The 24,344-nt window shown below is 71.7% G+C and carries 23 protein-coding genes and 1 tRNA gene; 14 read left to right on the top strand and 10 right to left on the bottom strand.

The features are described 5' to 3' along the window. Window positions 1–1,208: 1,208 nt before the first annotated feature. Both V6U88_RS28980 and V6U88_RS28985 read left to right on the top strand, forming a co-directional pair. Complete coding sequence (locus tag V6U88_RS28980) at window positions 1,209–2,438, top strand: IS110 family transposase (RefSeq protein WP_334457892.1); 1,230 nt, start codon at window positions 1,209–1,211, stop codon at window positions 2,436–2,438. Window positions 2,439–2,910: 472 nt separating this feature from the next. Next, on the top strand, window positions 2,911–3,279 hold the full coding sequence (locus V6U88_RS28985) for a hypothetical protein (protein ID WP_334457894.1): 369 nt from the start codon (window positions 2,911–2,913) through the stop codon (window positions 3,277–3,279). A 603-nt stretch (window positions 3,280–3,882) separates the two neighbouring features. Here V6U88_RS28985 and V6U88_RS28990 read toward each other — a convergent pair. Then, window positions 3,883–4,251: a cyclic-phosphate processing receiver domain-containing protein gene (locus V6U88_RS28990; RefSeq protein ID WP_334457896.1), complete on the bottom strand. Its 369-nt coding sequence runs from the start codon at window positions 4,249–4,251 to the stop codon at window positions 3,883–3,885. Window positions 4,252–4,816: 565 nt separating this feature from the next. Between V6U88_RS28990 and V6U88_RS28995 the strand changes: the two genes are divergently transcribed. From V6U88_RS28995 to V6U88_RS29005, 3 genes are read left to right on the top strand one after another with little or no spacing between them, the layout of a single operon-like run. Next, complete coding sequence (locus V6U88_RS28995) at window positions 4,817–6,385, top strand: replication initiator (RefSeq protein ID WP_334458022.1); 1,569 nt, start codon at window positions 4,817–4,819, stop codon at window positions 6,383–6,385. After that, window positions 6,382–6,579 carry a helix-turn-helix domain-containing protein gene (locus tag V6U88_RS29000; protein ID WP_334457898.1) on the top strand — a complete coding sequence of 66 codons (198 nt, stop codon included), beginning with the start codon at window positions 6,382–6,384 and terminating at the stop codon, window positions 6,577–6,579. The genes V6U88_RS28995 and V6U88_RS29000 overlap by 4 nt, the downstream gene beginning before the upstream one ends. Next, a complete protein-coding gene (locus tag V6U88_RS29005) occupies window positions 6,579–7,799 on the top strand; it encodes a tyrosine-type recombinase/integrase (protein ID WP_334457900.1) in 1,221 nt (406 codons plus the stop codon). Before V6U88_RS29000 ends, V6U88_RS29005 begins: the two co-directional genes overlap by 1 nt. 77 nt (window positions 7,800–7,876) lie before the next feature. Here the strand turns inward: V6U88_RS29005 and V6U88_RS29010 are convergent. Both V6U88_RS29010 and V6U88_RS29015 read right to left on the bottom strand, forming a co-directional pair. Continuing rightward, window positions 7,877–7,948 (bottom strand) — tRNA-Val (locus V6U88_RS29010). 73 nt (window positions 7,949–8,021) lie between these two features. Then, window positions 8,022–8,666 (bottom strand): TIGR02611 family protein, encoded by a 645-nt coding sequence (locus tag V6U88_RS29015; protein ID WP_334457902.1) that lies wholly within the window; start codon window positions 8,664–8,666, stop codon window positions 8,022–8,024. 293 nt (window positions 8,667–8,959) lie between these two features. Here V6U88_RS29015 and V6U88_RS29020 point away from each other — a divergent pair, with 293 nt between their 5' ends. After that, window positions 8,960–9,391, top strand: coding sequence for an SsgA family sporulation/cell division regulator (locus tag V6U88_RS29020; RefSeq protein ID WP_007457244.1), 432 nt, complete (start codon window positions 8,960–8,962; stop codon window positions 9,389–9,391). Window positions 9,392–9,462: 71 nt separating this feature from the next. Here V6U88_RS29020 and V6U88_RS29025 read toward each other — a convergent pair whose 3' ends face one another. After that, window positions 9,463–10,242: an SDR family oxidoreductase gene (locus tag V6U88_RS29025; protein ID WP_334457961.1), complete on the bottom strand. Its 780-nt coding sequence runs from the start codon at window positions 10,240–10,242 to the stop codon at window positions 9,463–9,465. 139 nt (window positions 10,243–10,381) lie between these two features. Here V6U88_RS29025 and V6U88_RS29030 point away from each other — a divergent pair, with 139 nt between their 5' ends. The 4 genes from V6U88_RS29030 (at window position 10,382) to V6U88_RS29045 (ending at window position 12,683) form a co-directional block, all read left to right on the top strand. After that, window positions 10,382–11,272, top strand: a complete 891-nt coding sequence (locus tag V6U88_RS29030) for a helix-turn-helix transcriptional regulator (RefSeq protein ID WP_334457963.1) — start codon at window positions 10,382–10,384, stop codon at window positions 11,270–11,272. Between the two features lie 22 nt (window positions 11,273–11,294). Then, a complete protein-coding gene (locus tag V6U88_RS29035) occupies window positions 11,295–11,750 on the top strand; it encodes an RrF2 family transcriptional regulator (RefSeq protein WP_334457965.1) in 456 nt (151 codons plus the stop codon). Further along, a complete protein-coding gene (locus V6U88_RS29040; protein WP_334457967.1) occupies window positions 11,750–12,271 on the top strand; it encodes a GNAT family N-acetyltransferase in 522 nt (173 codons plus the stop codon). Before V6U88_RS29035 ends, V6U88_RS29040 begins: the two co-directional genes overlap by 1 nt. Before the next feature lie 232 nt (window positions 12,272–12,503). Then, entirely contained in the window at window positions 12,504–12,683 is a 180-nt protein-coding gene (locus V6U88_RS29045; protein ID WP_088963206.1) for a DUF4236 domain-containing protein, read from the top strand. A 57-nt stretch (window positions 12,684–12,740) separates the two neighbouring features. Here V6U88_RS29045 and V6U88_RS29050 read toward each other — a convergent pair whose 3' ends face one another. Together V6U88_RS29050 and V6U88_RS29055 are read right to left on the bottom strand one after the other, a co-directional pair. After that, the gene (locus V6U88_RS29050) at window positions 12,741–13,631 is read right to left on the bottom strand and encodes a hypothetical protein (RefSeq protein WP_334457970.1); all 891 of its coding nucleotides are present in this window, start codon (window positions 13,629–13,631) and stop codon (window positions 12,741–12,743) included. Between the two features lie 25 nt (window positions 13,632–13,656). Next, a complete protein-coding gene (locus V6U88_RS29055) occupies window positions 13,657–14,178 on the bottom strand; it encodes a VOC family protein (protein ID WP_334457972.1) in 522 nt (173 codons plus the stop codon). Between the two features lie 50 nt (window positions 14,179–14,228). Here V6U88_RS29055 and V6U88_RS29060 point away from each other — a divergent pair, with 50 nt between their 5' ends. The 3 genes from V6U88_RS29060 to V6U88_RS29070 all read left to right on the top strand — a co-directional run bounded on the left by V6U88_RS29060 (window position 14,229) and on the right by V6U88_RS29070 (window position 18,811). Then, window positions 14,229–14,687: a MarR family winged helix-turn-helix transcriptional regulator gene (locus tag V6U88_RS29060; RefSeq protein WP_334458024.1), complete on the top strand. Its 459-nt coding sequence runs from the start codon at window positions 14,229–14,231 to the stop codon at window positions 14,685–14,687. Between the two features lie 57 nt (window positions 14,688–14,744). Then, the gene (locus V6U88_RS29065; RefSeq protein WP_334457974.1) at window positions 14,745–16,283 is read left to right on the top strand and encodes a tetratricopeptide repeat protein; all 1,539 of its coding nucleotides are present in this window, start codon (window positions 14,745–14,747) and stop codon (window positions 16,281–16,283) included. Between the two features lie 308 nt (window positions 16,284–16,591). Further along, window positions 16,592–18,811 (top strand): HelD family protein, encoded by a 2,220-nt coding sequence (locus V6U88_RS29070; RefSeq protein ID WP_334458026.1) that lies wholly within the window; start codon window positions 16,592–16,594, stop codon window positions 18,809–18,811. 102 nt (window positions 18,812–18,913) lie between these two features. Here V6U88_RS29070 and V6U88_RS29075 read toward each other — a convergent pair whose 3' ends face one another. Next, entirely contained in the window at window positions 18,914–19,336 is a 423-nt protein-coding gene (locus V6U88_RS29075; protein WP_334458028.1) for a hypothetical protein, read from the bottom strand. A 377-nt stretch (window positions 19,337–19,713) separates the two neighbouring features. On the opposite strand from V6U88_RS29075, the gene V6U88_RS29080 reads away from it, so the two are divergent. Further along, window positions 19,714–20,094 (top strand): hypothetical protein, encoded by a 381-nt coding sequence (locus tag V6U88_RS29080; protein ID WP_334457976.1) that lies wholly within the window; start codon window positions 19,714–19,716, stop codon window positions 20,092–20,094. A 67-nt stretch (window positions 20,095–20,161) separates the two neighbouring features. On the opposite strand, the gene V6U88_RS29085 is transcribed toward V6U88_RS29080, so the two are convergent. The 3 genes from V6U88_RS29085 to V6U88_RS29095 form a co-directional block, all read right to left on the bottom strand. Beyond that, entirely contained in the window at window positions 20,162–21,109 is a 948-nt protein-coding gene (locus V6U88_RS29085) for a sporulation protein (protein WP_334457978.1), read from the bottom strand. 143 nt (window positions 21,110–21,252) lie between these two features. Next, a complete protein-coding gene (locus V6U88_RS29090) occupies window positions 21,253–22,029 on the bottom strand; it encodes a DeoR/GlpR family DNA-binding transcription regulator (protein WP_334457979.1) in 777 nt (258 codons plus the stop codon). 40 nt (window positions 22,030–22,069) lie between these two features. Then, the gene (locus V6U88_RS29095) at window positions 22,070–24,106 is read right to left on the bottom strand and encodes a beta-galactosidase (RefSeq protein WP_334457980.1); all 2,037 of its coding nucleotides are present in this window, start codon (window positions 24,104–24,106) and stop codon (window positions 22,070–22,072) included. Window positions 24,107–24,344 lie beyond the last annotated feature (238 nt).

Consider the following 24,344-nt stretch of genomic DNA (forward strand, 5'->3'; position numbering starts at 1 on the left):
CGACGGCTCCCGCGAGACGTACGCCGCCGACCGCATCCGCATCGGCCGCTGACCTACGCATTAGGAGTCGGTCGCCCGGCCCTGCTCCACCGCCTGGTCTCACTGCCCAACCTGGTGTCCGGGTCCGTCATCGTCCGCCGACGGTCGCTGGTTTGGCTGCTCGGTTGGCTGCCCGGCCTTGAGCCCGCCGAAGATGGCCGTCGAGTCCGTCGCGTGCCGCAGCGCCGTTCACCCTAGATCAACATTGCTCGTTGCCAATGGTCAACGTCAGCTTCAGACTGGGGTTGGCAGGCAGGCCGAGTAGGTGTGGGAGGAGCAGTGGCCCTGTGGGATTCCCTATTGTCAGCCGGAGTTGGTGGCCTCATCGGAACCACGGGAACTCTGCTCGCTTGGCGCACTCAAGCCAAGGAGGCCCGGCGCATACGTGAAGAACAGTACGACAGGGAAGATCGGTTTAGGCTTCACAAGGAGAGGATCGAGGCATACTCCGCCTTCTATGTCGCCGCTGGCCACGCTCGTCGAGCGCTACGGCGTCATCCCACGGAGGAGTCGGCGATAGATGCACGAGCGGAGGTCTGGCACGCGTTCACACGAGTGCTCCTCGTTGGAGACCGACCCGTTCTCGATGCAGCAAACGACATTCTTGTGTACGTAACCGCCGTTGCGCATGAAGGGCAACCTTTTGATGATGACCGCTATCGAGAGCTGATCTGGCGACTACAGGCCACAGCGCGAGCCGATATCACCAGCGCTGATCTCCTGCCCGCCCTGGGGGCGTCAACACCCGTAAGCCCTGGCGACCCGCCATCTAACCACTGATCATCTTTTCAGTCATAGGCGCGACGTCTCGCTTACAAGCTCTGTGCAGCACGTCCGTCCTTGTCCGGGTGCGGTCATTAGCTCGGAGTATCGTCCGTCTCCGCACTCCCTGGTGCGTCGCCGTCCGGTGCGGTTGCTAATGAGAGTTGCCGGGTCGGTTGCGGCAGACTCGGATCCGGTAGCCGCTGGCGGGTGAGCACTCGCGGTTGCAGGACGCCTTGGCAGTCCTAGTGACAGATCGTGCCCCTGCTGGTGGTCGGGAGACGGAATCGCTGATGGGATGTCGTGCCCGCCGCGCTTCGGCGTGAGCACTTGTTCATTAGCTCGCGGAAGTTCTCCCGGACGCTGCCAGACATCTCGATCGACCGTGGACTGGCGGAGGGGATGCAGTGCTGTTCGTGGGAGACGACTGGGCCGAGGACCACCACGATGTCGAGGTGCAGGACGAGACCGGCCGCCGGCTGGGCAAGGCGAAACTCGAGGAGGGAATCACCGGGATCGCCGGCCTGCACGCGCTGATCGGCTCGCAGCTGGGCGAGGATCATGGGTCGGCGCAGGTGGTAGTTGGTATCGAGACCGACCGGGGTCCGTGGGTGCAGGCGCTGATCGCCGCCGGTTACCAGGTCTATGCGATCAACCCGCTGCAGGTTGCCCGCTACCGGGAACGGCACGCAGTGTCGGGGGCCAAGAGCGACGCCGGTGACGCGCACGCCTTGGCCGACATGGTGCGCACGGACCGGCATCAACTGCGCCCAGTGGCCGGTGACAGCCCTGCTGCCGAGGCGGTCAAGGTGGTGGCACGGGCGCACCAGACACTGATCTGGGAACGCACTCGTCACACGTTGCGGCTGCGGCAGACGCTGCGGGAGTTCTTCCCCGCCGCGCTGGCCGCGTTCGACGACCTGACTGCCGTCGACGCCCTGGACCTGCTGGACAAGGCGCCAGACCCCGCCACCGCGGCCCGGCTGACCACCGCGCAGATCACCGCCGCCCTCAAACTGGCCCGCCGCCGAGACGTGCCCGCCAAAGCCGGAAAGCTCCGGGCAGCGCTGCGCAGCCAGCAGCTGGCACAGCCGCCCGTGGTCGCCGCGGCTTACGCGGCCACCGTCCGAGCCCAGGTAGCGATCCTGACCACGCTGCAGGTGCAGATCAAGGCGATGGAGGAGCAGGTCGAGGCGCATTTTGGGCAGCACCCGGACGCTGAGGTCTACCTGAGCCAACCCGGCCTGGGCCGCATCCTCGGCGCCCGGGTGCTAGCCGAGTTCGGCGACGACCCCACCCGCTACGCCGACGCCAAAGCCCGCCGCAACTACGCCGGCACCAGCCCCATCACCCGCCAATCCGGCAAGAAGAAGATCGTGCTGGCCCGCTACGTGCACAACAACCGCCTCATCGACGCCCTCAACAAGCAGGCCTTCGCCGCCCTCCTCGCCTCACCCGGCGCCCGCGTCTACTACGACCAGCAACGCCACCGCGGCACCGGCCACCACGCCGCCCTACGCCAACTCGGCAACCGCCTCGTCGGCATCCTCCACGGCTGCCTCAAAACCGGCACCCCCTATGACGAGGCCACTGCCTGGCGACATCGCGAAGAGCACCACCAAAAGGCCGCTGCTTGACAGCCCAGCTCATGGGATGTCTGTCATCGCTGCTGTCGATGCCGCAGCGTGGCCAGTGGGCCGCCGAGCGTTCAGCACCCTTGGATGCCATACTGCTCGACAACAACGCGCATGAGAACCGAGGACGGATGGCGGAGCTTCTCCTCAGTCGACCGCATGATTCAGGTGGTCTGCTTAGGCGAATCTGGGTGAGGGTTGACGGGCAACGAGTCGCTGGGCTGCGGCCGGGTCAGTCGGCCAGAGTCAGCCTCGACGGGGGCGAGCATGTCGTCCAGGCAACTCTGGACTGGATCCGCAGCGAACCCCTCGCCCTTCAACTTGACGCTGATGAGACCACATCCCTGGAAGTGTCATGCCCGGCGCGTGCCTACTTGCAGACGTGGTTCAGGCCCTCACGGGCACTGGACCTGCGACGCAGGTGACCTCTTCTGTGTGAAAGAATGATCAGTCGTCGATGAGCTGGGCGAGTGTCTTGGCTGAGCTGTTGAAACAGTCCGCCATCGTCCATGAGCGTCCGGCGTCGGCCGCCCCGGTCGTCACCCAGCTAGTCACAGTCCACGCGCGGGCTTCCGGCGTCCTTGTCTGCGTGGGTTCTAATGGCCGCGTGCCTAAACTCCCTATCCCCTCACTTCTCTACTACCTGCGGTTCCCTCTATGGGTCTTCGTGTTGACCGTGCTGCTGTTCGCCGGTCTTCCTGCACTGATGTTGGCCGGTCAACGCGAGTTCGGCGCAGCAATCCTGGTGTTGATCAGCAACGTCTACGCGATCAACCTCGGCCGCCTGCTCCTCGCTAGGAACCTTCTCGGGAAGGGAAGGGTGAAGCCCGAGGACTTGGCCTGAACACCTTCACCAACTGGCCCCTCGCCTGCGCTTGCTAGCCATCCCGTCTGCCGCCGACCCGCCCCCCTGGGGAGCGGGCCGCCGCCCGGTCCGCCACGTCAAGCGGACCTTGACGTACGGTCGGACGCTGGCGGGCCGGGCGGTGGTCTGCTCGGCTCGCCCGGGTCGACGGCTGGCGGGATGGCAACCACCCACGGACCGCAACGCGCCGACGGAGCCCCGGCCATCCTGGAGTCGTTGCGCCCCCGCCGGAGGCGCAGTGGCCGCGACCGGTCCGCCGCCGCGACTCGCCGCGCGGACCCGGCGTGCCCTTCCCTGCGCCGCGCTGCTCGGGCGCGGCGCGGCCGGCTGCCGGCCCCGAACCTCAACCACTCTCGGCGCGACCGCCTGCGGCGGCCCCGGGCTCACCGCTCTCCGCGCCAGCCGCCGGGCGTGTTGCGTGGCCGGCGTGAAGCGACAGCGGAGCGTCGGACGCGCGCCCAGGCGGCGGCGCGTGCGGCCCGTTCAGGGCCGCCTTGATAGACGTACAGAAAGTTCTCCCACACCGGGCGGCAGCCGGCTGTCAGCTGCTGCCCCGAGGTAGCGGGCATGGATTGCCCGCCACTACTCCGATGGGGGCAGGTAGCCGACCTGCGGTGCCCCGATCACCGAGCGGACGTTGTATCCCCACCGGCGCAAGACCTGCGCAATCTTGGCGGCACCAGCAGGGTTCGCCGAGTGGACGTACACCACGCCGATATCGAACGGGTGCTCCTCGAACGCGGCCTGCTCCAACACCTCGACAACAGGCCAGATCGTGTCGTCCCCGCCGAGGTCGTGATCCAGCCATAGCTCGTCCAACCACTGTCCGCGGTGTCGCTCCAGCGCCTCGATGCCCGCCGCGCTAGTGCGCGCCACCTGCGCGACCCGGCCGTCGACAAACGAACGGAGGTCGTCAACCAGCAGGATTCGCGGCGGCTTCTCAGTAACCACGGCGCCATCCTTCGCCCACTACCCCGGCACCGCCACCGCAATTGAGGCCACCATCGGTCGTCGATAACGGCGGGTTGACGTGTCGGTACCCGGTGCTACTCTGGCGCTCGTCGAGCATCCCAGCGCGGCCTTCCTGCCGGATCGCTGGACTCGATGTCGGAGATGCCGAGCGGCCTTCCTTCCGCTGATGCTGGCCACGTCCCGCCGGCTCTCGATCACACCGGCCGCTGTGCCGGCCCCCTGAGTCCGTTGAGCGGCCCAGTACGGCCTTTCCTGCCGTCCACGATGGCGCCGGATTCGCTCATCTCCACGGTTGGGGCAGCCTGCGGCAACCCGCTCGATGCCGACATCCCAGGCTCCCCAACCGTGCCTGCCTCACTCTTCAGGTCCACGACGAGAAGGGACATGACCCATCGGCGGGAAGTGGCACCGCCCACGAACCCGCCCTCCGGCGTCAGCCGCCCTCCGGCGGTGCCAGGAGACACGACGAACACCACCAGCGGACAGACGTCCACGGCTGGTGGTGCTTCGTCTCCCGTCCCTGCCGCCCCCCGAGGAGGAAGTCCTGTCCACCCCGCTCGACCTGTACCGGCCCGCGCTCGCCGCCGGCCGTGACACCCAAGCCCTGCACCGCGCCGCCATGCCCGCGTTCTCCGGCTGGCTGGAGCACACCGCCCCCGCCGGCGGCTGTGCCCGCCCAATCCGTCTCACTGGCACCATCGCTGCCGTCGAGCAGGCCACCGGCCGCATCATCCGCCAGCTGCACACCGACGAGCTGCCTGACCAGGCGCTCTACAAGGCGTGCGGCAACCGCCGCGAGTCGCAGTGCCCGGACTGCGCCTGGGTCTACCAGGGCGACGCCTACCAGGTCGTCCGCTGTGGCTTGACCGGCGGCAAAGGCGTCCCCGCCTCGGTCGGCCGGCACCCGATCGTCTTCGCCACCTTCACCGCCCCGTCCTTCGGCGCGGTCCACCACCGGCACATCCCCCGCCACACCTGCCGCAGTCGGCAGCGCTGCGACTGCCGACCCGCCCCTTGCCGCGCCCGCAGCAACGCCGGCACCTGCCCGCACCGGCAGCCCGCGGTGTGCTTCGTCCGTCACGACGCCGACGATCCGCGGCTCGGCTGGCCCTTGTGCCTGGACTGCTACGACCACGACCACCAGGTCGTCTGGAACGGGTTCTCCGGGGAGCTGTGGCGGCGCACCAAGCAGACCATCGAACGCCACCTCGCCGCCCTCTGCCGGAAGCGCGGCATCCCGCTCGTTCGGGTCGTCACAGCCTCGGGCAAGGTCCGCTGGGTGCCTCCAGTGCGGGTGTCACACGGCAAGGTCGCCGAGATGCAACGCCGGGCAGCGGTGCACTTCCACTGCCTGCTGCGACTGGACGGCGTCGACCCCGACGACCCGGACGCCCTCGTGCAGCCGCCGGACGGCATCACCGTCGACGACCTGGAGGCCGCCGTCCGCGCCACCGCCTCCCGGATCACCGTCACCACACCCCCGCACCCCGACCAGCCCGAAGGCTGGGTGGTCGCGTGGGGCAAGCAGGTCGACGTCCGGCGCATCAACACCGCTGGCGGTGAGTTGACGGACGACAAGGTGGCCGCCTACCTCGCCAAGTACGCCACCAAAGCGACGGAGGCCACCGGCCACTGCTCCACCCGACTCACCCCGGCCACCATCGACGACTACGCCAACCCGGAAGGCGACCACCTCGCCCGCCTCATCGACGCCTGCTGGCACCTCGGCCGCCCCACCCACACCGACACGACCGGCGGCGCCGCAACAGCCGGCGACCGTCAAGGCCACCTTGACACCAAACCGAACCCCTACGCCGGGCTGCGTCGATGGGCACACATGCTCGGCTTCGGCGGCCATTTCCTCACCAAGGCCCGCCGCTACTCCGTCACCTTCGGCCTGCTCCGCGACACCCGCGCCACCTACCGCCGCATCGAGGACGACGAACCCGCCGACACCATCACCGTCGGCACCCTCGCCTACCTCGGGGCCGGCTGGCTCACGGAAGGCGACGCACTCCTCGCCAACACCGCCGCCAGACAACGACGTGAGAGCAGACGCGTCGGCCGGGAAGAACTCGCCCACGAAGCTTGGCTCATCGGGGCCGCCGCATGAGCCGAGACCTCAACCCTCGCTGGTACTCCCCCGCCGAGGTCGCCGTCCTGCTCGGCTTCGGCATTTCCAAGGTGAAGACGAAGATCGCCACCGGCGAGCTGCGCTCCATCAAGGACGGCAAGTACCGCCGCATCCTCCCCGAATGGGTCGACGACTACATCCGCGAACAGATCGAACGCCAGGAGGCCGCCTGATGCCCGCCCGCGCCCGCGCTAACGGCGAAGGCTCCATCTTCCCCTACCGCAACGGCTTCGCCGCCTACGTCTGGGTCACCAAGCCCGATGGCAAGCGCACCCGCAAGTACGTCTACGGCAAGACGCGCGAGGCGGTCCACGACAAGTGGATCAAGTTGCATCAGCAGGCGAAGCAGGGGCCGGTGGCGACCAGCGTCCCGACGGTCGGCAGCTTCCTCACCTACTGGCTGTCGGAGATCATCGAGCCGAACCGGGCACCGTTGACCTACGCCACCTACGAGACGTTCGTCCGCCGCTACCTCGCCCCGGGCCTCGGGGCCAAGCGGCTGGACCGGCTCCAGTCACGGGACGTGCAGACCTGGATCAACCAGGTGGCCCGGACCTGCCAGTGCTGCGCCCAAGGCAAGGACGCCGCCCGGCCGAAGGAGAAGCGGCGCTGCTGCGCGGTCGGCCGCTGCTGTCAGGCGGTCCCGTCGACGCGAACGGTCAGCGACATCCGGGCAGCGTTGCGAGCCGCCCTCACCCACGCCCAGGCCGAAGACCTCATCGCCAAGAACCCGGCCGTCCCGGTCACCCTCGCCACCGTTCGCCGGCGGCGAGGGAAGTCGTGGTCGAGCGACGAGGCCCGCAAGTTCCTGGAGTCCGCCCGCCACGACGAGGACCCTCTCTACGCCGCCTACGCCCTGGTCCTCGTCGTCGGCCTCCGCAAGGGCGAGGCGTTGGGCCTCACCTGGGACGACGTCGACCTCGACGCGGGAGAGCTGACCGTCGGCCGCCAACTGCAACGGGTCCGGGGAAGACTGCTCCACCGTGACACCAAGACCCAGGCGTCCGACGCCACACTCCCCCTCCCCGATATCTGCCTGACCGCGCTCAAGTTGCGAAGCAAACAACGCGACGAGGCACGAGAAACGGCCGGAAAAGCGTGGCACGAAACCGACCTCGTATTCACCACCAGCTATGGCACACCGATCGAGCCACGCAACTTCCAACGGAGTTGGCAGACCCGGTGCGACAAGGCGGGCGCACGGCCGATCACCGTTCACGACGCCCGGCGCACCTGCGCCACGCTCCTGGCCGATCTCGACGTCCACCCGCGCGTCGCCATGCAGGTCCTCCGGCACGCCCGCTTCTCGGTGACCATGGAGATCTACACCCAGGTCTCGTCCAAGGCGACGCGGGAAGCCCTCAAGCGCCTCGGCGACTCCCTCGGCCACTGACGCCGCTGCTGTACTTAACTGCTGTACGACAGCAGAAAGGCCACCTCCCGAAGCCGGGAAGTGGCCTTTGACCTGCGTGGGCGATACTGGGATCGAACCAGTGACCTCTTCGGTGTGAACGAAGCGCTCTCCCGCTGAGCTAATCGCCCTCAGCGCCGATGACTCTACCTGATCGTGTGACCGGACCGGAAATCCGGGGTCAGCGTGCCGTGAGCCACTGACTCAGTGCGTGGCGAGGTAGTGCAGCAGCCGCGCCACCAGGTCGATGCCGAGGCTGTACTTGAGCGACAGCCAGACCACCGTGGCGACGAAGAACAGCCCGACGGAGCCCAGCAGCAGGCGTACCGGCAGGGACCGGGAGGTGGCCCAGCGGGTCCAGTTGTGCACGTGGCGGCGGGTGAAGGCGAGCAGCCGGCGGGCCCAGTGGAACTCGACGGCCCAGATGGCGAGGCCGCCGATGACGATCAGCCAGCCCGGGCCGGGCAGCGGGATGAGGGCGAGCCCGAGGGTGACCACGAGCGCCCCGGCGATCGCGATGAAGATCTTGAGGGCGACCCGGCCGGTGGGGTTGGCGCGGATCAGGTCGAGGGTGGTGCGGACCCGGTCCCGGAACCCGGTCGGGGGCCGGTCGGCGACGGCCGTACCGGTGGACCCGCGACCCCCGGCGGCAAGGCCGGAGGTGCCGCGACGAGCCGGCCGGGCGGGGCGCGAGGTGGTGCCGCGATCAGGTACGCGACCTCGACCGGAGCGGCCGTCGGAGGCCGACCGACCGGTCCTGTCGTGCTGTTCCTTCGGCACCGCGTTCCCCCGCCTTTCGGCTGCTCGGACCCCTACTTTCGGTGACTCGGTCGCGGTCGCCGCATCCATTGAGGATCGGTTCGTGACCATTTCCACCCCCAGTGTCGTCCCGGCCCGTCACTTGCGCAGACCACTGGACGTTACCGGAGTAAGTCGACGACTGAGCCACCCGACGCCGGGCGGGATCACACACTGGGCAGACCGGAAATCGTACAAGAATTTTCACATTCTGGCGGCGCTTCCGAGGCACTTCCCACCACTGGGTGAAGTCAGCGTATGGCGGAGCGTAGCCAGGAGTAGCACCTGAGTATGGGAAAAGCGGGACACGCGCGTTCCGCAGCGGTGCCGGGGGGAGAACGTCCATGAGTGTCATCCGACCGACGACCGTAGAGGTCGAGACGTCGCTAAGGCTCGTCGCACCTGACGCCACCGCCTTGCCGGTGCGTGCCAGTCTGCGTTACGACCCTGCTGACCCGTATGCGGTCCATGTCCTGTTCCACGCCGAATCCGCCGGTGGCGAGGCCGTCAGTTGGTCCTTCGCCCGCGAACTGCTGGTGACCGGGCTCGACGAACCGGCCGGCATCGGCGACGTCCGGGTCTGGCCCTGGGCCACCCCACGCGGCGACTTCGTCGCGCTGGCGCTGTCGTCACCCGACGGCAACGCACTCTTCGAGGTGCCGCGCAGCGTCCTGGTGCGCTTCCTGCGGCGAACCTACGTCGTCGTCCCGCGCGGCCGCGAGGCCGAGCACCTCGACGTCGACACGGCGGTGAACCGGCTGCTCGCCGGCCGCTGACCCACCCGATCGGAGCCGCGCGGATCTGCCGAGTCCGCGCGGCTCCCGCTCACCCGGAATCCGGGTACGCCTCAGCCGTGCGTCGTCAGGCCGCCGTCGACCGGGATCACCGCGCCGGTCAGGTACGCCCCGGCGCGCGACGACAGGTAGATCGCCGTGCCCGCCATGTCCTCCGGGCGGCCGATGCGCCCGAGCGGCACCTGCTGCTCGATCGCCGAACGGGACGCCGGGTCCTGAAGGGCGAAGGCCATCATCTTGCTCTCGAACGGGCCCGGGGCGATCGCGTTGACCGTGATCTGCTCACCGGCCAGCTGGTGGGCGAGGCTGCGGGTGAGCATGTGCACGGCGGCCTTGGTGGCCGAGTACGCGTAGACCTCCATGGACGGCACCCGGATGCCGTCCACCGAACCGATGTTGATCACGCGGGCGGGGTCGTCGGCGCTGGCCGAGGCGCGCAGCGCCGGCAGCAACGCGGTGGTGAGCCGGAAGACCGCCTTGACGTTCACCGCCCAGAGCTTGTCGAACGCGCTCTCCGGGTACGCCTCCAGCGGCGCGCCCCAGGTCGCGCCGGCGTTGTTGACCAGCACGTCGAGCCGGTCTCCGGTGCGCTCCCGCACGGCCGCGGCCAGCGCCTCGGCGCCCGCGTCGTGGCCCAGGTCGGCGGGGACCGCCTCGCACCGCCCCTCGGCGGAGAGTTCCTTGGCCACCGCCTCGCAGACGTCGGCCTTGCGGGACGAGACGATCACCCGGGCGCCGGCCTGCACGAAGCCCCGGGCGATCATCAGCCCGATCCCCCGCGTGCCGCCGGTGACCAGGACCGTCTTGTCGGCGACCGAGAACAGATCAGTCATGCCCATCCCTCGCGAGTCGGTGGACCTACCGCTCGGTAACCTAGCCGGGGCCGCCGACCGGGGACAACCCTTCGGACGCGGCGTCGCGGTCCCGTCGCCGGGATGCGACCGCTCCTGCCTCCGGTTACCGTCGCAGGTGATGGTCCCTTCCGGTCACCTCTCCCCGGCAACCCGTTCCGACCCGTCCACCGCCGAGATCGACCTGCTCGACCTCGGTGACCTCGCCACCGAGCCCGGGTGGCGCCGCCCGACCTTGCTCGACGCGGATCTGCTGATCCTGGTCACCGGCGGGCACGGCACCGCCGAGCTGGACTTCCGTGCGCTGCCCTGCCGGCCGGGCACGCTGCTGCGGGTCAGCCCCGGCCAGGTGCTGCGCTGCACCCCGCAGCTCGACGCCACGGTGGTGCGCTGGCGCGGCGAGGCGCTGCGCGGTCTCGACGTCGATCCGGACGCGCTGCCGACCCACCACCAGCTGGCCGGCGAGGACGAGGACGCGGTCATCAACGAGGTCAGCCAGTTGGCGGTGGACAGCCGCCGGCACCGCGCCGACCCGGCCGCGCGGAACCTGCTGCGCCACGAACTGGCCGTGCTGCTGCTGCGCCTGGCGCTGCTTCCGACCGACCGGCCGACCGGCGCCGACGGCGGGCCGCAGCGCGCGGAGCTGGCCACCTTCCACCGGCTCTGCCGGGAGATCGAGCGCGGCTACCAGCACACCCGCCGGGTGGAGGACTACGCCGCCCGGTTGGGCTGCTCGGTGCGTACCCTGACCCGGGCCTGCCTGGCGGTGACCGGGCGCAGCGCCAAGCAGGTCGTCGACGAGCGGGTCGCGCTCCAGGCCAGCCGGCTGCTCGCGGCCACCGACGAGCCGGTGGCCCGGATCGGTCGCCGGCTGGGCTTCCCCGAACCGACCAACTTCGGTCGCTTCTTCACCCGCGAGGTCGGGGTGAGTCCCGGGGCGTTCCGCGCCGCGCGGGGGCAGCCGCCGCGGCGGATCATCCGGCCGCGTCGGCCCGCCGACCCGACCAGCTGACCGGGGCGGGCATGATGGCGGGGTGCAGATCTCCGCGCGCGGCGACTACGCGGTACGGGCGGCGCTGAGCCTGGCCACCGCGTACCCCTCGCTGCTGTCCACCCAGGCGATCGCCACCGAGCAGGACATGCCGCGCAAGTTCCTGGAGGCGGTCCTGGCCGACCTGCGCCGGGCCGGCGTCGTGCGCGCCCAGCGCGGCGCGGAGGGCGGCTACACGCTGGCCCGACCGCCCCGCGAGATCACCGTCGGCGCGATCCTGCGCGCCGTGGAGGGCCCGCTGGCCGGGGTACGCGGGCTGCGCCCCGAGGAGACCCGGTACGAGGGTTCGGCGGAGAACCTGCCCCGACTCTGGGTGGCCGTCCGGGCGGCCGTGCGGCAGGTGCTCGACGAGGTCAGCCTGGCCGAGGTCGTCAGTGGCCGGCTGCCCGCACACGTCCGGAAGCTGACCGCTCTGCCCGACGCCTGGGAGCCCCGTTGATGCCCACCCCCGTCCTGCGCACCGACCGGCTGCTGCTGGAGCCCTACCGCCCGGCCGACGCCGACGACTTCGTCGCCCTGCTCAGCGACCCGGAGGTGGGCCGGTTCATGGGCGACGGCCCGATGACCCCCGCCGACGCCGCCGCCCTGTTCGGCCGGGTGTTCACCACGGTCTACGCCGACGACCTCTTCGACGTCTGGGCGGTCCGCCGCGACGGCCGGTACGTCGGGCACGCCGAGGTCAAGCACACCGACGAGGTCGACGGCCACGAGCTGGTGTACGCCCTGGCGAAGCCGGCCTGGGGCGCCGGCCTCGGCACCGAGCTGGCCTCGGCCCTGGTCCGGTACGGCTTCGACGACCTCGACCTGCCCCGGGTGTACGCCACCGTCGCCGAGGCCAACACCGCCTCGCTGGCGCTGCTGGGCAAGCTCGGCTTCGCCCACGAGCGGGACGTCACCGAGGACGATGGCAGCGTCACCCGGGTCCTCGCCGTCGACCGCGCGCCGGTGCCCGCCGCCTGAGCCGGCACCGGCGCCTCCGCCCGCGTCACACCGTCGGATCACCTCCTCGGCGGGCACCGGCTTTTTTGTCCCCCTTGCCCAGCCGCTTTCCCTCCTCGCAACACCTACCTGCTGAGTGGAGATTCGGCGACCGTCCTGAGCGGATCTTCAGCAGGTTTCGCGAATCGTCCATCCGGGCATGTTCGGTGACGTCAGAGCAGGGCAGTACAGGGCAAGGTGAGGGGAGCCGACCATGGGTCTGATGTTCCGCAAGCGCAAGAAGTACGGGCCGATCATCCTGAACTTCACCGAGAACGGCTTCTCCTCGTGGAGCATCAAGATCGGTCGCTGGTCCTGGAACTCCAAGGCCAAGGCGCACCGGGTCGATCTGCCGGGGCCGCTCTCCTGGAAGCAGGACAAGACCCGGGCATGACCTCCCGAGGTCGAGCGGGGTGCCGGTGGTTCACCGGCACCCCGCTCGGCGTTCGGGTCAGGCGGTTGACCGGTCACCGTCGCTCACGCTGATCAGCACGGCGCCGCCGAGCCGGCCGTGCCCCGGGTCGCGGGTGACCGCGCCGGAGTGCAGCAGGGTGGTCAGCGCGGGCACCGTGTCGGCGGCCCGGTAGACGGTCGCGGTGAGGGTGTGCCGGCGCAGCTCGGTGACCGTACGCGGGCCGGAGCGGGCCAGCTCGGCCAGCAGCTCGCGGCGCAGCGGCCCCGGCTCGGGGTGCAGGGCGATGTCGAGCAGTCCGCCGGCCGGGTCCTCGGGGTCGCGGTAGCGCACCCCGGCGAACTCGTCGACCTCCCAGAGCGCGTCCTTGAACGCCTCCAGGCTCTTGTCCAACCGGGTGCCGAAGGCGACCCGACGGGCCGGCGACCCGTCGGCGGGCACCAGCTCGACCTCGGTGACCAGCGGGAAACCAGCGCCGGTCAGCGCGGGCCGCAGCGGGGCCGGCGCGGGCGCGGCGAGCAGCAGCTCGGCCGGGCGGCCGGTCGCCGCGGCGGCCAGCAGCGCCGGGTCGGCGGTGGCGTCGGCGAGGGTCAGCAGCGGCGCGCCGGCCGCGCCAGCCGCCTTGAGCACCACCGGCAGCCGGGACGCGTCGCCCGGCACCACGTGCACGGCCACGTCGGTCGGCAGCGTCGCCTCGACCGGCCCGAGCCGGGCCGGCAGGTCGGGCCCGCCGCCGAGCACCAGGACGGTCAACCGGCGGCCCCGGAGCCGGTCGGCGAACTCGGCCACCACCCGCAGGACCGCCTCGGCGGCGCCGGGATCCGGGAACGCCAGGGCGAGGGTGGCCCACCGGGAACGGTGCAGCGCTCCCGGCAGCCAGTGGTCGAGCTGCCGGACGAGCAGCTCACGCAGGACGGTGTCGGTGGACATCCTGCCGTTGTACCGTACGGCGGTCTCAGACCGGCACGGAGATGCCGACCCCGCCCCGGGTCTGGCCGCCGTAGCGCCGCCGCTCCCGGTCGAGGTCCAGCCGGCCGATCCGCTTGCGCGCCGCGAGCGCGTCGTCGTCGAGCAGGTCCGCCGGGACGATCCAGACGATCTCGAACTCCAGGCCGTCCGGGTCCTGCCCGTAGAGGCTCTTGGTGGTGCCGTGGTCGGAGGTGCCGACCAGCGCGCCCGCGGCGGCCAGCCGCTCGGCGGTGGCGGCCAGCTCGTCGAGGGTGTCCAGCTCCCAGGCCAGGTGGTAGAGGCCCACGGTGGCCCGCCCGGCCTGCGACCGGCCGGCCGCCGCGCCGATCTCGAACAGGCCGAGGTCGTGGTCGTTGGTGGAGTCGGCCGCCTGGAGGAAGGCGGCGCCACGGAACCCGTCCGGGGTCATCGCCACCGGCCGGAAGCCCAGCACGTCGCGGTAGAAGGCGACGCTGCGCTCGAGGTTGCTGACGTAGAGGACGGCGTGGTTGAGGCGGTGGATTCCCATGCACCCCACGCTAGCGCCATTTAGTTGAGCGCTCAATCATTGTCGCTATGATGGTCGTCATGACCCGGTGGCTGGACCCCGACGAGCAGCGCACCTGGCGGGCCTTCCTGACCGCCTCCCGCGCGCTGATGGACACCCTCGACCGCGAGCTGCAACGCGACGCGGGAATGCCGCACGCCTACTACGAGATCCTGGTGCGGCTCTCCGAGGCCCCGGGGCGGCAGCTGCGGATGAGCGAGCTGGCCGACGCCACCGGCTCCTCCCGCAGCCGGCTCTCGCACGCCGCCGCCCGGCTGGAGGCGGCCGGGTGGATCCGGCGCGAGGACTGCCCGACCGATCGGCGCGGCCAGGTCGCCGTCCTCACCGACGACGGCTTCGCGGTGCTCGCCGCCGCCGCGCCCGGCCACGTCGAGGGGGTACGCCGCCATCTCTTCGACGCGCTCAGCCCGGCGCAGGTCGACCAGTTGCGCCGGATCAGCGAGACGCTGGCCGCCCACCTGGAAAGTTGACGACTCCGATCACCGCCGGGGGTTGTACAACCCGTGGCCGGACGAGCACGATGGGGCGTGTCCTCCGGCTTCGCTGAACTGACCCTCCAGGCGCACCACCTGGTGTCCGCCGGCGACCTGGCCGGCGCGCAGCGACTGCTCGCCGACGCGCTGACCGACGCCGACCCCCGGCCCGATCACGCCACCCCCGAGCTGGCCGACGCCGCCGGGCTCCAGGCGCGGGTGCTGGTCGCGCTCGGTGAGCCGCACTCCGCGCGCGGCTGGGCGGCCTTTGCGTACGCCGCCGCCACCCGGCTCTACGGGCGTTCGGACGAGCGGACCATCTCGGCCGGGGCGACGCTGGCCGCGGTGCTGCACCGGGTCGGCAGCGACGCCCGCGCCGCGCGGCTCTACTCCGAGGTGATCCTGGAGCTGACCGCCCGGGACGGGCCGGAGTCGCTGCGGGTGCTGGCCGCGCACGCCGACCTGGCCACCGTGGAGTACGCCCGGGGCCAGTGCGCGCAGGCCCGGGAACGCCTCCAGGACGCCTGGGAGCTGCACCGCGAGGTCTACGGCGACGGCCACGCCAGCGGCATCAAGATGCTGGCCCGGCTCGGCGCGATGCAGCGCGACTGCGGCCGGTTCACCGAGGCGCACGACAACCTGGCGCTCGCCCGCGAACTGGCCCGGCAGCACCTGACCGCCGACGACCCGCTCGCCCGGCAGGTCGCCGCGCTGGCCCGGGCGGCCGCCGACCCGGACCACGTCTGCGACGACGAGCCGCCGCCCGAGCGCGATGCCCCGGTGGTGCCGTCCGCCCGCACCGCCCCGGCCGACGAGGGACCACCGGAGCCGCCCGCCTGGCCGGTGGGGCCGGCGGCGACCGACCGGACGTACCCGCCGACGGTGCCCGGCCAGCGGCTGCCCACCGAGGACGCCGAGACCCCGTACGCCGACGACCCGGACGCCGACTGGTGGCCGCCGGAGCCGGCCGTCGAGCCGGAGCGCCCCGCTCACGAGCCGGTCCCCCCGTCCGTGGTCGGGCTGGCCGACGGGTACGCCGAGGAGGCCGACGGGGTGCACCGGGTCAGCCGGCGCGACCCCGAGCCGTCCCGGCTGCCGGTGGTGGTGCCCCGGCACCACGCGCCGCCCCGCCGCAACCGGGCCACCCCGGCCGTGGTGGCCGGGCTGACCGTGGTGGTGCTGGGCACCGTCGCGGTGGTCGCCGGGGTGTCCCAGGTCGACGGCGCCGACGACCCGCCGGCGCCCGCCTCCTCCCCCACCGGTCCGCCGGCGAGTCCCGCCCCGTCGCCCGCGTCACCCACCGCCGGGGCCGCCGCCCCGCCCGGCACGCCGCCGGGCCGGGTGAACCTGCGCGACCGGCGGGACAACATCGCCCTGGACTGGGAGTACCCGGCGGGCGCGGAGGGACCGGTGGTCATCTCCGGCGGGCGCGCCGGGCAGGATCCGCGCGCCTTCCAGGAGCTGCCCGCCGGGACGAACAGCTTCGTGGTCTACGGCCTGGACCGCACCAACGACTACTGCTTCACCGTCGCGGTGGTCTGGTCCACCGACACCGTCGCCCGCGCCCGCCAGGTCTGCACCCGCCGCCGCTGACCCTCTCTCCGAGAAACGTGGCCATCGGGCGTCGAATGGGCACGCTTTCTCCGAAAGTGCGCGCGCCGAGGGGCCGGTGAGGGAGGAGTGGTGGTGGGGTGTGACGTGGGTGTCCGGGCGGCCGGGATGCTTGGTGTGGTGGGCCGCGGCGCGGTATCTTTCTCCGTTCGGACACAAAAAAGGAATGGCGAAAAGGCCATTCCTGCGCCCATCTTAATTGACGAGGAGACGGCTTGTCAACGCAATCCGACGGTTCCGTCGCGCAGCGGCACGACGACGAGATCGGCCGCGAGCAGGAGTACGTCTCGATGCTCTACGGCCGGCTGGACGCCATGCGTGAGCAGGCCGCCCAGCGGCTAACCGAGGAGCTGCGGAGCACCGGCGGCACGTTGCAGGCCCGGTCCCAGCGCGACAGCGCGGTCCGGATGTACGCCGATCAGGTCGAGCAGTTCTCCGCGGTGGAGAACGGCCTCTGCTTCGGCCGCCTCGACGACACCGACGGGACTCCGCACTACATCGGCCGGATCGGCATCTTCGACACCACCGGTGACTACGACCCGCTGCTGATGGACTGGCGGGCCCCCGCCGCCCGGCCGTTCTACCTCGCCACCGCCGCCAACCCGCAGGGCGTGAAGCGCCGCCGGCACCTGCGTACCCGGCAGCGGAAGGTGACCGGGCTCAACGACGAGGTGCTCGACCTCGCCTCCGCCTCCCCCACCGCGCACGAGGAACTGACCGGCGAGGCGTCCCTGCTGGCCGCGCTCAACGCCGGTCGGACCGGACGGATGCGCGACATCGTGGAGACCATCCAGGCCGAGCAGGACCGGGTGATCCGCGCCGACCTGCCGGGCGTGCTGGTGGTGCAGGGCGGCCCTGGCACCGGCAAGACCGCGGTCGCGCTGCACCGGGCGGCGTACCTGCTCTACACCCACCGGCGGGAGCTTTCCAGCCGGGGCGTGCTGCTGGTCGGCCCGAACCCGACCTTCCTGCGCTACATCTCGCAGGTGCTGCCCGCGCTGGCCGAGACCGGGGTGCTGCTGCGTACCCCCGGCGACCTCTTCCCCGGGGTGAGCGCGCGCCGCGCGGAACCGGCCGAGACGGCGGCGCTCAAGGGGCGCACGGTGATGACCGAGGTGCTGGCCGCCGCGGTGCGCGACCGGCAGTGGGTGCCGGACGAGCCGCTGGAGATCGAGGTCGAGCGGGAGACGCTGCGGCTCGACCCGGAGGTGGTCCGGGAGGCCCGCGACCGGGCCCGCCGCTCCGGCCGCCCGCACAACCTGGCCCGGGCCCTGTTCGACGTCGAGGTGGTCCACGCGCTCGCCGCGCAGATCGCCGAGCGGATCGGCGCCGACCCGCTGGGCGGGGAGAACCTGCTGGAGGAGGCCGACCGCGCCGAGATCCGCCGGGAACTGCGCGAGGAGCCGGGCCTGCGGGCCGCGCTCGACCAGCTCTGGCCGGTGCTCACCCCGCAGCGCCTCCTCGCCGACCTGTACGCCTCGACCGACCGGATCGCCGCCGCCGCGCCGATGCTCACCGACGCCGAGCGGGCGCTGCTGCACCGGGAGCCGGGCGGCTGGACACCGGCCGACGTGCCGCTGCTGGACGAGGCCGCCGAACTGCTCGGCGAGGACGAGCGGGCCGCCGCCGCCCGCCGCGAGCGGATCCGCTCCTTCCAGCGCGAGTACGCCGAGGGCGTGCTGGAGATCTGGAAGGGCTCCCGCTCGATCGACGTGGAGGACGAGGCCGACGGCGGCGAGATCCTCGGTGTCACCGACCTGATCGACGCGGACCGGCTGCTGGAGCGGCAGGAGGAGGCCGACCGGCTGACCACCGCCCAGCGGGCCGCGGCCGACCGGAACTGGGCGTTCGGGCACGTGATCGTCGACGAGGCGCAGGAGCTGTCGCCGATGGCCTGGCGGCTGCTGATGCGCCGCTGCCCGAGCCGGTCGATGACCATCGTCGGTGACGTGGCGCAGACCGGCGCGCTGGCCGGCACCCCCTCCTGGGCGGACGCGCTGGAGCCGTACGTGGCCCAGCGCTGGCGGCTGGAGGAGCTGACCGTCAGCTACCGCACCCCGGCCGAGATCATGGCGGTGGCCGCCGGCGTGCTCGCCGAGATCGACCCCGCGCTGCGTCCACCCCGCTCGGTACGCGCCAGCGGCGTACCGCCGTGGGACCGCACGGTAGACGCCGACGGGCTGGCCGGCGAGCTGGTGGCGGCGACCACCCGGGAGGCCGCCGACCTGGGCGACGGGCGGCTCGGGGTGATCCTGCCGGCGGGACGGGCCGACGAGCTGGCCGCCGCGGTGGTGGCCGCGCTGCCCGAGGTGGCGGTCGGCGAGCAGCCGGAGCTGGAGAGCCGGGTGGTGGTGCTGACCGTGGGCCAGGCCAAGGGCCTGGAGTTCGACTCGGTGCTGGTGGTCGACCCGGACGGCATCGTCGCGGAGTCCCCGCGCGGGCGCAGCGACCTCTACGTGGCGCTGACCCGGGCCACCCAGCGGCTCGGGGTGCTCCGCCCCGTGGCCTGATCCCGCTCCCGGCTGCGGCCGGGACGGCGAGGGTCGTGCGGGACAGCAGTGGCCTCCCCGCCCGGGGAGGCCACTGCTGTTCGTTCGTGTCGGATCGTCCGGTCAGCCCGGATTCGCCCGGTCATTGGTGAAGTTGCCCACCTGGGAGCCGGTCGCGGACTTGTCGCTCGTCGAGCCGCCGGCGGGGGTGCTCAGACCGCCCGTGGTGGCGTCGCCGGTGGTGGTCGGGGCGACCTTTCCGGGGTGTCGCTCCGGCTGGCGGGCCAGGCGGCGGACGCTGGCCGGGCCGGCGGTGCCGCCGGTGGTGGTGACCGCGCCCTGACCACGGGTCGGGCCGCCGTCGCGGAGCACGTTCGGGTCGACCGGGGCGTCGGCCGGGTCGTCCGGGTCCTCCTCCTGGATCACCCGCAGCACGTCGGTCTGCGGCACGGTCACCTCGTCCAGGGCGCCCTCGCCGTACACGCCGGCGGTGAGCCGGTCCTCGGCCCGGCGAGCGGACTCCCGCATCGTGTCGTCCTCACGCACGTTGATCACCTCGCAGATCTGGCGGTAATCCACTGCCTGCCCGGCCAGGCCCCGACCAAACCGGTCCACGCGCGACTCCCTTCTGCCCGGTGCCGGCCGGCGGGAACCGCCAGCCTCCGTGGGAGAAGACGGCGTGCGCGGAATGCGCCGTACCGCCATCGTCGCCCGGCTGGCGGCGGCCGTGACGTACCACGTCGGTGGCGCTCTGTGGGCGGGTTGTCGCCGACGGCGGCAATCCGCTGGTGAGGCGGTGTTACCTCTCGGGGGGCCCGGGTAGACGGGGGGTGCCCGCGCCATGAACGCCAACCGTGCCGTGGCCGAAACGCGGTAGCGGGGCGAGGGAGTGCAGGTACTCATCAAATCCTGAGGAGGACCAGATGAGCACGCAGGCTGCATCCACCAGGCCCATCAACCGGCCGATGCAGGACGCGCCCAACCGGGCGGCGATGAACGAGGCTCCGACCCGTCCGATGCCGATGATGCAGGACGGGCACCGCGAGCAGCCGATGCAGGCACCGGGGACGGAGACCAAGCCGTCGCTCGCGACGACCGAATTCTGGGTCTACGTCGCCGGCGTGATCGGCATTCTGGCCGCGTCGTTCCTGGTCGGCAAGAACTCGGTCGGGGTGGACATCTTCCGCGCCCCGCAGGCCTGGTTCTTCATCACCCTGCTGACCATCGGTTACATGGGCAGCCGGGGCCTGGCCAAGGCCGGTAGCAACTTCCGCAGCGGTGACGAGCGCAAGGCCCGCCACTGACCCACGAGATCAACTTCGCGAGAAACGGTGGCCCCCGGGACGTGTCCCGGGGGCCACCGTCGTCGGCTCACTCGAAGTCGCCGCCGAAGTCGCCCTCGAAGGCGTCCTCGATGAGCTCCCCGGCGACCATGCCACCGGCGACGCCGAGGGCCGCGCCGGCGACCATGCCGCCCATGCCGTGACCCCGGCGACCGTGGCCGTACCCGTGCGGGGCGCCGAAGCCGCCGGCGCGCAGGCTGCCGTAGCGGGAGGTGGTCTCGCGCAGCCAGCCGTCGACGACCTGCGCGAAGTCGAGCCGGTCGGCGTCGGCGTGCGAGACGGTGTAGCGGCCGAACATGTCGTGGCCGGCGCTGAGGAACCCGCCCCGCTTGTCGCACTCGAGGATCACCTCGACGCCGTGCGGGCTGGTCACGAAGGTCAGCTCGACCTCGGTGACGGCCTGCGCGTACTGCGGCGCGGCGAAGAACTCGATCTCCTGGTAGAACGGCAGTGTCTGCTGGGTGCCGCGGATGTGACCGCGCTCCAGGTCGGCGTGCTTGAACCGGAAGCCCAGCTGCTCGAAGGCCGCCAGGATCCGCTCGTGCACCGGCAGCGGGTGGATGTTGACCTGGTCCAGGTCGCTCTTGTCGACGGCCCGGGCGATCGCCAGCTCGGTACGCAGCCCCATGGTCATGCCGCGCAGGCGCTGGCCGTAGACGTCGGTGATCGGAGCTTCCCACGGCACGGGCAGCTGGAACGGGATCGACAGCTGCTGCTTCGCCGCCAGCTGCAACGGCCCGCTGACCGCCATCCGCTGGAACTCCATGATGCCGGCGTACTCGGTGTCGCCGCCCTCGATCTCCACCCGGGTGACCAGGGCGACGGTGATCTGCTCGATGGCGGCCGGGACGTCGCCACCGACGATGTTGACCTGCCCGTCGAGGGTCAGGCCGGGCCGGGTGTTCGGGTTGGCCAGGACCGTGTCGACGCTGGGCCCACCCACCCCGAACGCGCTCAGCATCTTCTTGAAGACCATCGACACTCCCGCAGCACTGACGAGGCGCTCCGAGGCGGAGCGCGAACGTTAACCGGGGCAGGCTAACCGGAACGACTGTGAACTGCCTGGGAGGCGCGGCGAGCCCGCCCGCCCGACTACCGTGCGACGCAGCCCCGTGCCGGTCAGTCCGCCTCGACGACGACCAGCTCGCCGACCTGCTCGCCGATCTGCCGGCGGCCCTCCGGCGGCAGCTTCGAGTCGGTGATCAGCAGGTCCGCCTCCTCCAGCGGGGCGATGGTGGCGATGCCGATGGTCTCCCACTTGGTGTGGTCGGCCAGCACCACCAGCCGCCGGGCGGCGCTGATCAGCCGCCGGTTGACCGCCGCCTCCAGCAGGTTGGGCGTGGTGAAGCCGGTACGCGGGCTCATCCCGTGCACGCCGAGGAAGAGCAGGTCGACGTTGAGGGAGCTGATCGCCGCCTCGGCGACCGGCCCGGTCAGCGCGTCCGACGGGGTGCGGATGCCGCCGGTGAGCACCACGGTCTGGTCGGCGCGCGGGTTCTGGTAGAGCGCGTCGGCGACCGGGATCGAGTTGGTCACCACGGTCAGCCCGCGTACGTCGGCGAGCATGGTGGCCAGCGCGGCGGTGGTCGTACCGGCGGAGAGCGCGATCGCCATGCCGGGCTCGACCAGGCCGGCGGCGTGCTCGGCGATCGCCCGCTTCTCCCCCTGCTGACGGATCGACTTGGCGGCGAAGCCCGGCTCCTCGGCGGAGCCGGGGCCGGCCAGGGTCGCGCCCCCGTGCACCTTGTCGACCAGCCCCCGCTCGGCGAGCACCTCCAGGTCCCGCCGGATGGTCATGTCGGAGACCCCGAACCTGCTGACCAGGTGGCTGACCCGCACGCCGCCGCGCTGCCGGATCAGTTCCAGGATGGCGGTCTGCCGTTGCTGGGCGAGCATCGAACCTCCTAACCGGGTGGACGGGGAAACGGTACGCAGGTCAGGCCGTCGCCGTCGGACTGTCGAGCGGGACCGCGGCGGCGTGTTCCTCGCGGACCACCGCCACCTCGCCGGCCGGCACCCGCAGCTCGCCCGCGCAGCGCGCACCGCCGAGCAGCTCGGTGCCGGTGACGTCGAGCCGCACCTCGGCGTCGGTGTGGTTGACCACGAAGAGCCAGGACCGCTCGCCGTCGCGGCGGCGGACCACCTCGACGCCGGTCGGCGCGGCCACCGGGGGACGCGCCCCCGCCTCGGCGAGCAGCCGGGCCACCAGCCGGTCGGTGGCCGCCTCGTCCAGCCGGGTGCCGACGTACCAGGCGGTGCCCGCGCCGAGGCGGTGCCGGGTCAGGGCGGGGACCCCGGGCAGCGGCCCGTCGGCGTACGAGGCGAGCACCTCGGCGCCCTCCGGGTGCAGCCACTCGGTCCACACGTCGGCGGTGGCGCCGTCGTCGAGGCGAACCCGCTCGCCCTCGCGCAGCGGGAAGAACTCCTCGGTGCGGACGCCGAGCAGCTCCCGGAACGCCCCCGGGTAGCCGCCGAGGCGGATGTGGTCGTGCTCGTCGACGATGCCGCTGAAGTACGTCACCAGGGCGGTGCCGCCACCCTCGACGTAGCGGCGCAGGGCCTCGGCGTCGGCGTCGCGGACCAGGTAGAGGGTGGGCACGAGGACCAGCTTGTAGCCGGAGAGGTCGGCCGAGGGGTGCACCACGTCGGCGGTGACGCCGGCCCGCCAGAGCGCGCCGTACAGCGCGGCGACCCGGTCGGCGTAGGTGACGTCGACGCTGGGGTGCGAGTCGAGTTCGACCCCCCACCAGGCCTCCCAGTCGAACAGGACCGCCACCTCGGCGTCGACCCGGCTGCCGCGCACCTCGGCGAGGGCCTTCAGGTCGGCGCCGAGCCGGCACACCTCGCGGAACACCTTGGTGTCGGGGCCGGCGTGCGGCACCAGCGCGGAGTGGAACTTCTCCGCCCCGGCGCGGGAGGCCCGCCACTGGAAGAACAGCACCCCGTCGGCGCCGCGCGCCACGTGGGTGAGGCTGTTGCGGCGCAGCTGGCCGGGGGTCTTGGCGACGTTGCGCGGCTGCCAGTTGACCGCGCTGGTGGAGTGCTCCATCAGCAGCCACGGGTCGCCGCCGGCGACGCCGCGGGTGTGGTCGGCGGCGAGCGCCAGCCCGACGTGCGACAGCGGGTCGGCGGCGGTGAGGTAGTGGTCGTTGGAGACCACGTCCACGTCGGGCGCCCAGGAGTGGTAGTCCAGGTACTTGATCCCGGTGCCGATCATGAAGTTCGTGGTGACGGGCTGGCGCACCAGCCGCTTGAGCACCGCCCGCTCGGCGCGCAGCTGGGCCCGCTGCTCGTCGGAGGAGAAACGCAGGAAGTCGAGCTGCTGGGTGGGGTTGGCGAAGGTCGGCGCGGTACGCGGCGGGTTGATCTCGGCCCAGTCGCCGTACCGCTGGCTCCAGAAGGTGGTGCCCCAGGCGGCGTTGAGGGTGTCCAGGTCGCCGTAGCGCTCGCGCAGCCAGCGGCGGAACGCCTCGGCGCTGACGTCGCAGTAGCAGTGCACGTTGTGGCAGCCCAGCTCGTTCGAGACGTGCCACATCACCACGGCGGGGTGCTCGGCGTACCGGCCGGCGACCGCCTCGACCAAGGCCAGCGAGCGCTCCCGGAAGATCGGCGAGCTGGGGCAGTACGCCTGCCGCCCGCCGGGCCAGAGCACGGTGCCGTCGGCGGTGCGGGGCAGCGTCTCCGGGTGCCGGTGGGCCAGCCACGGCGGCGGGCTGGCGGTGGCGGTGGCCAGGTCGACCTTGATCCCGCCGTCGTGCAGGACGTCGAGGGCCCGGTCCAGCCAGCCGAACTCGTACCGGCCGGGGGCCGGTTCGAGCAGTGCCCAGGAGAAGATGCCGACCGAGACCAGATCGACGCCGGCGCGGCGCATCAGCGCCACGTCCTCGGCCCAGACCTCCTCCGGCCACTGCTCGGGGTTGTAGTCCGCGCCGTAGAAGATGCCCTCGCCCTGCCAGATGCCGTGCTGCCGCATGGGTGGAAAGCGTGCCCGCGTTGCCTCCGCAAGTCAACACTTTCCAACATCGGCTCGTTTCCAACGTTTACCGCCGAGATCCCTTGTCAACACTGCGGTATCGATCCCCAGCAGCCCTCTTGACACGGCCGCAGGGAGGGGTAGCTTCAAGCGCCACCGGCTGTTCTTGTTCGCCAATGTTGGATCTCGGTGGATCTATGTTGGCATTCGAGGACGCGCCGGCCCCGCCACCACTGAC

Origin of the sequence: Micromonospora sp. CPCC 205739 (genome assembly GCF_036906795.1) — a bacterium.
Lineage (GTDB): Bacteria > Actinomycetota > Actinomycetes > Mycobacteriales > Micromonosporaceae > Micromonospora.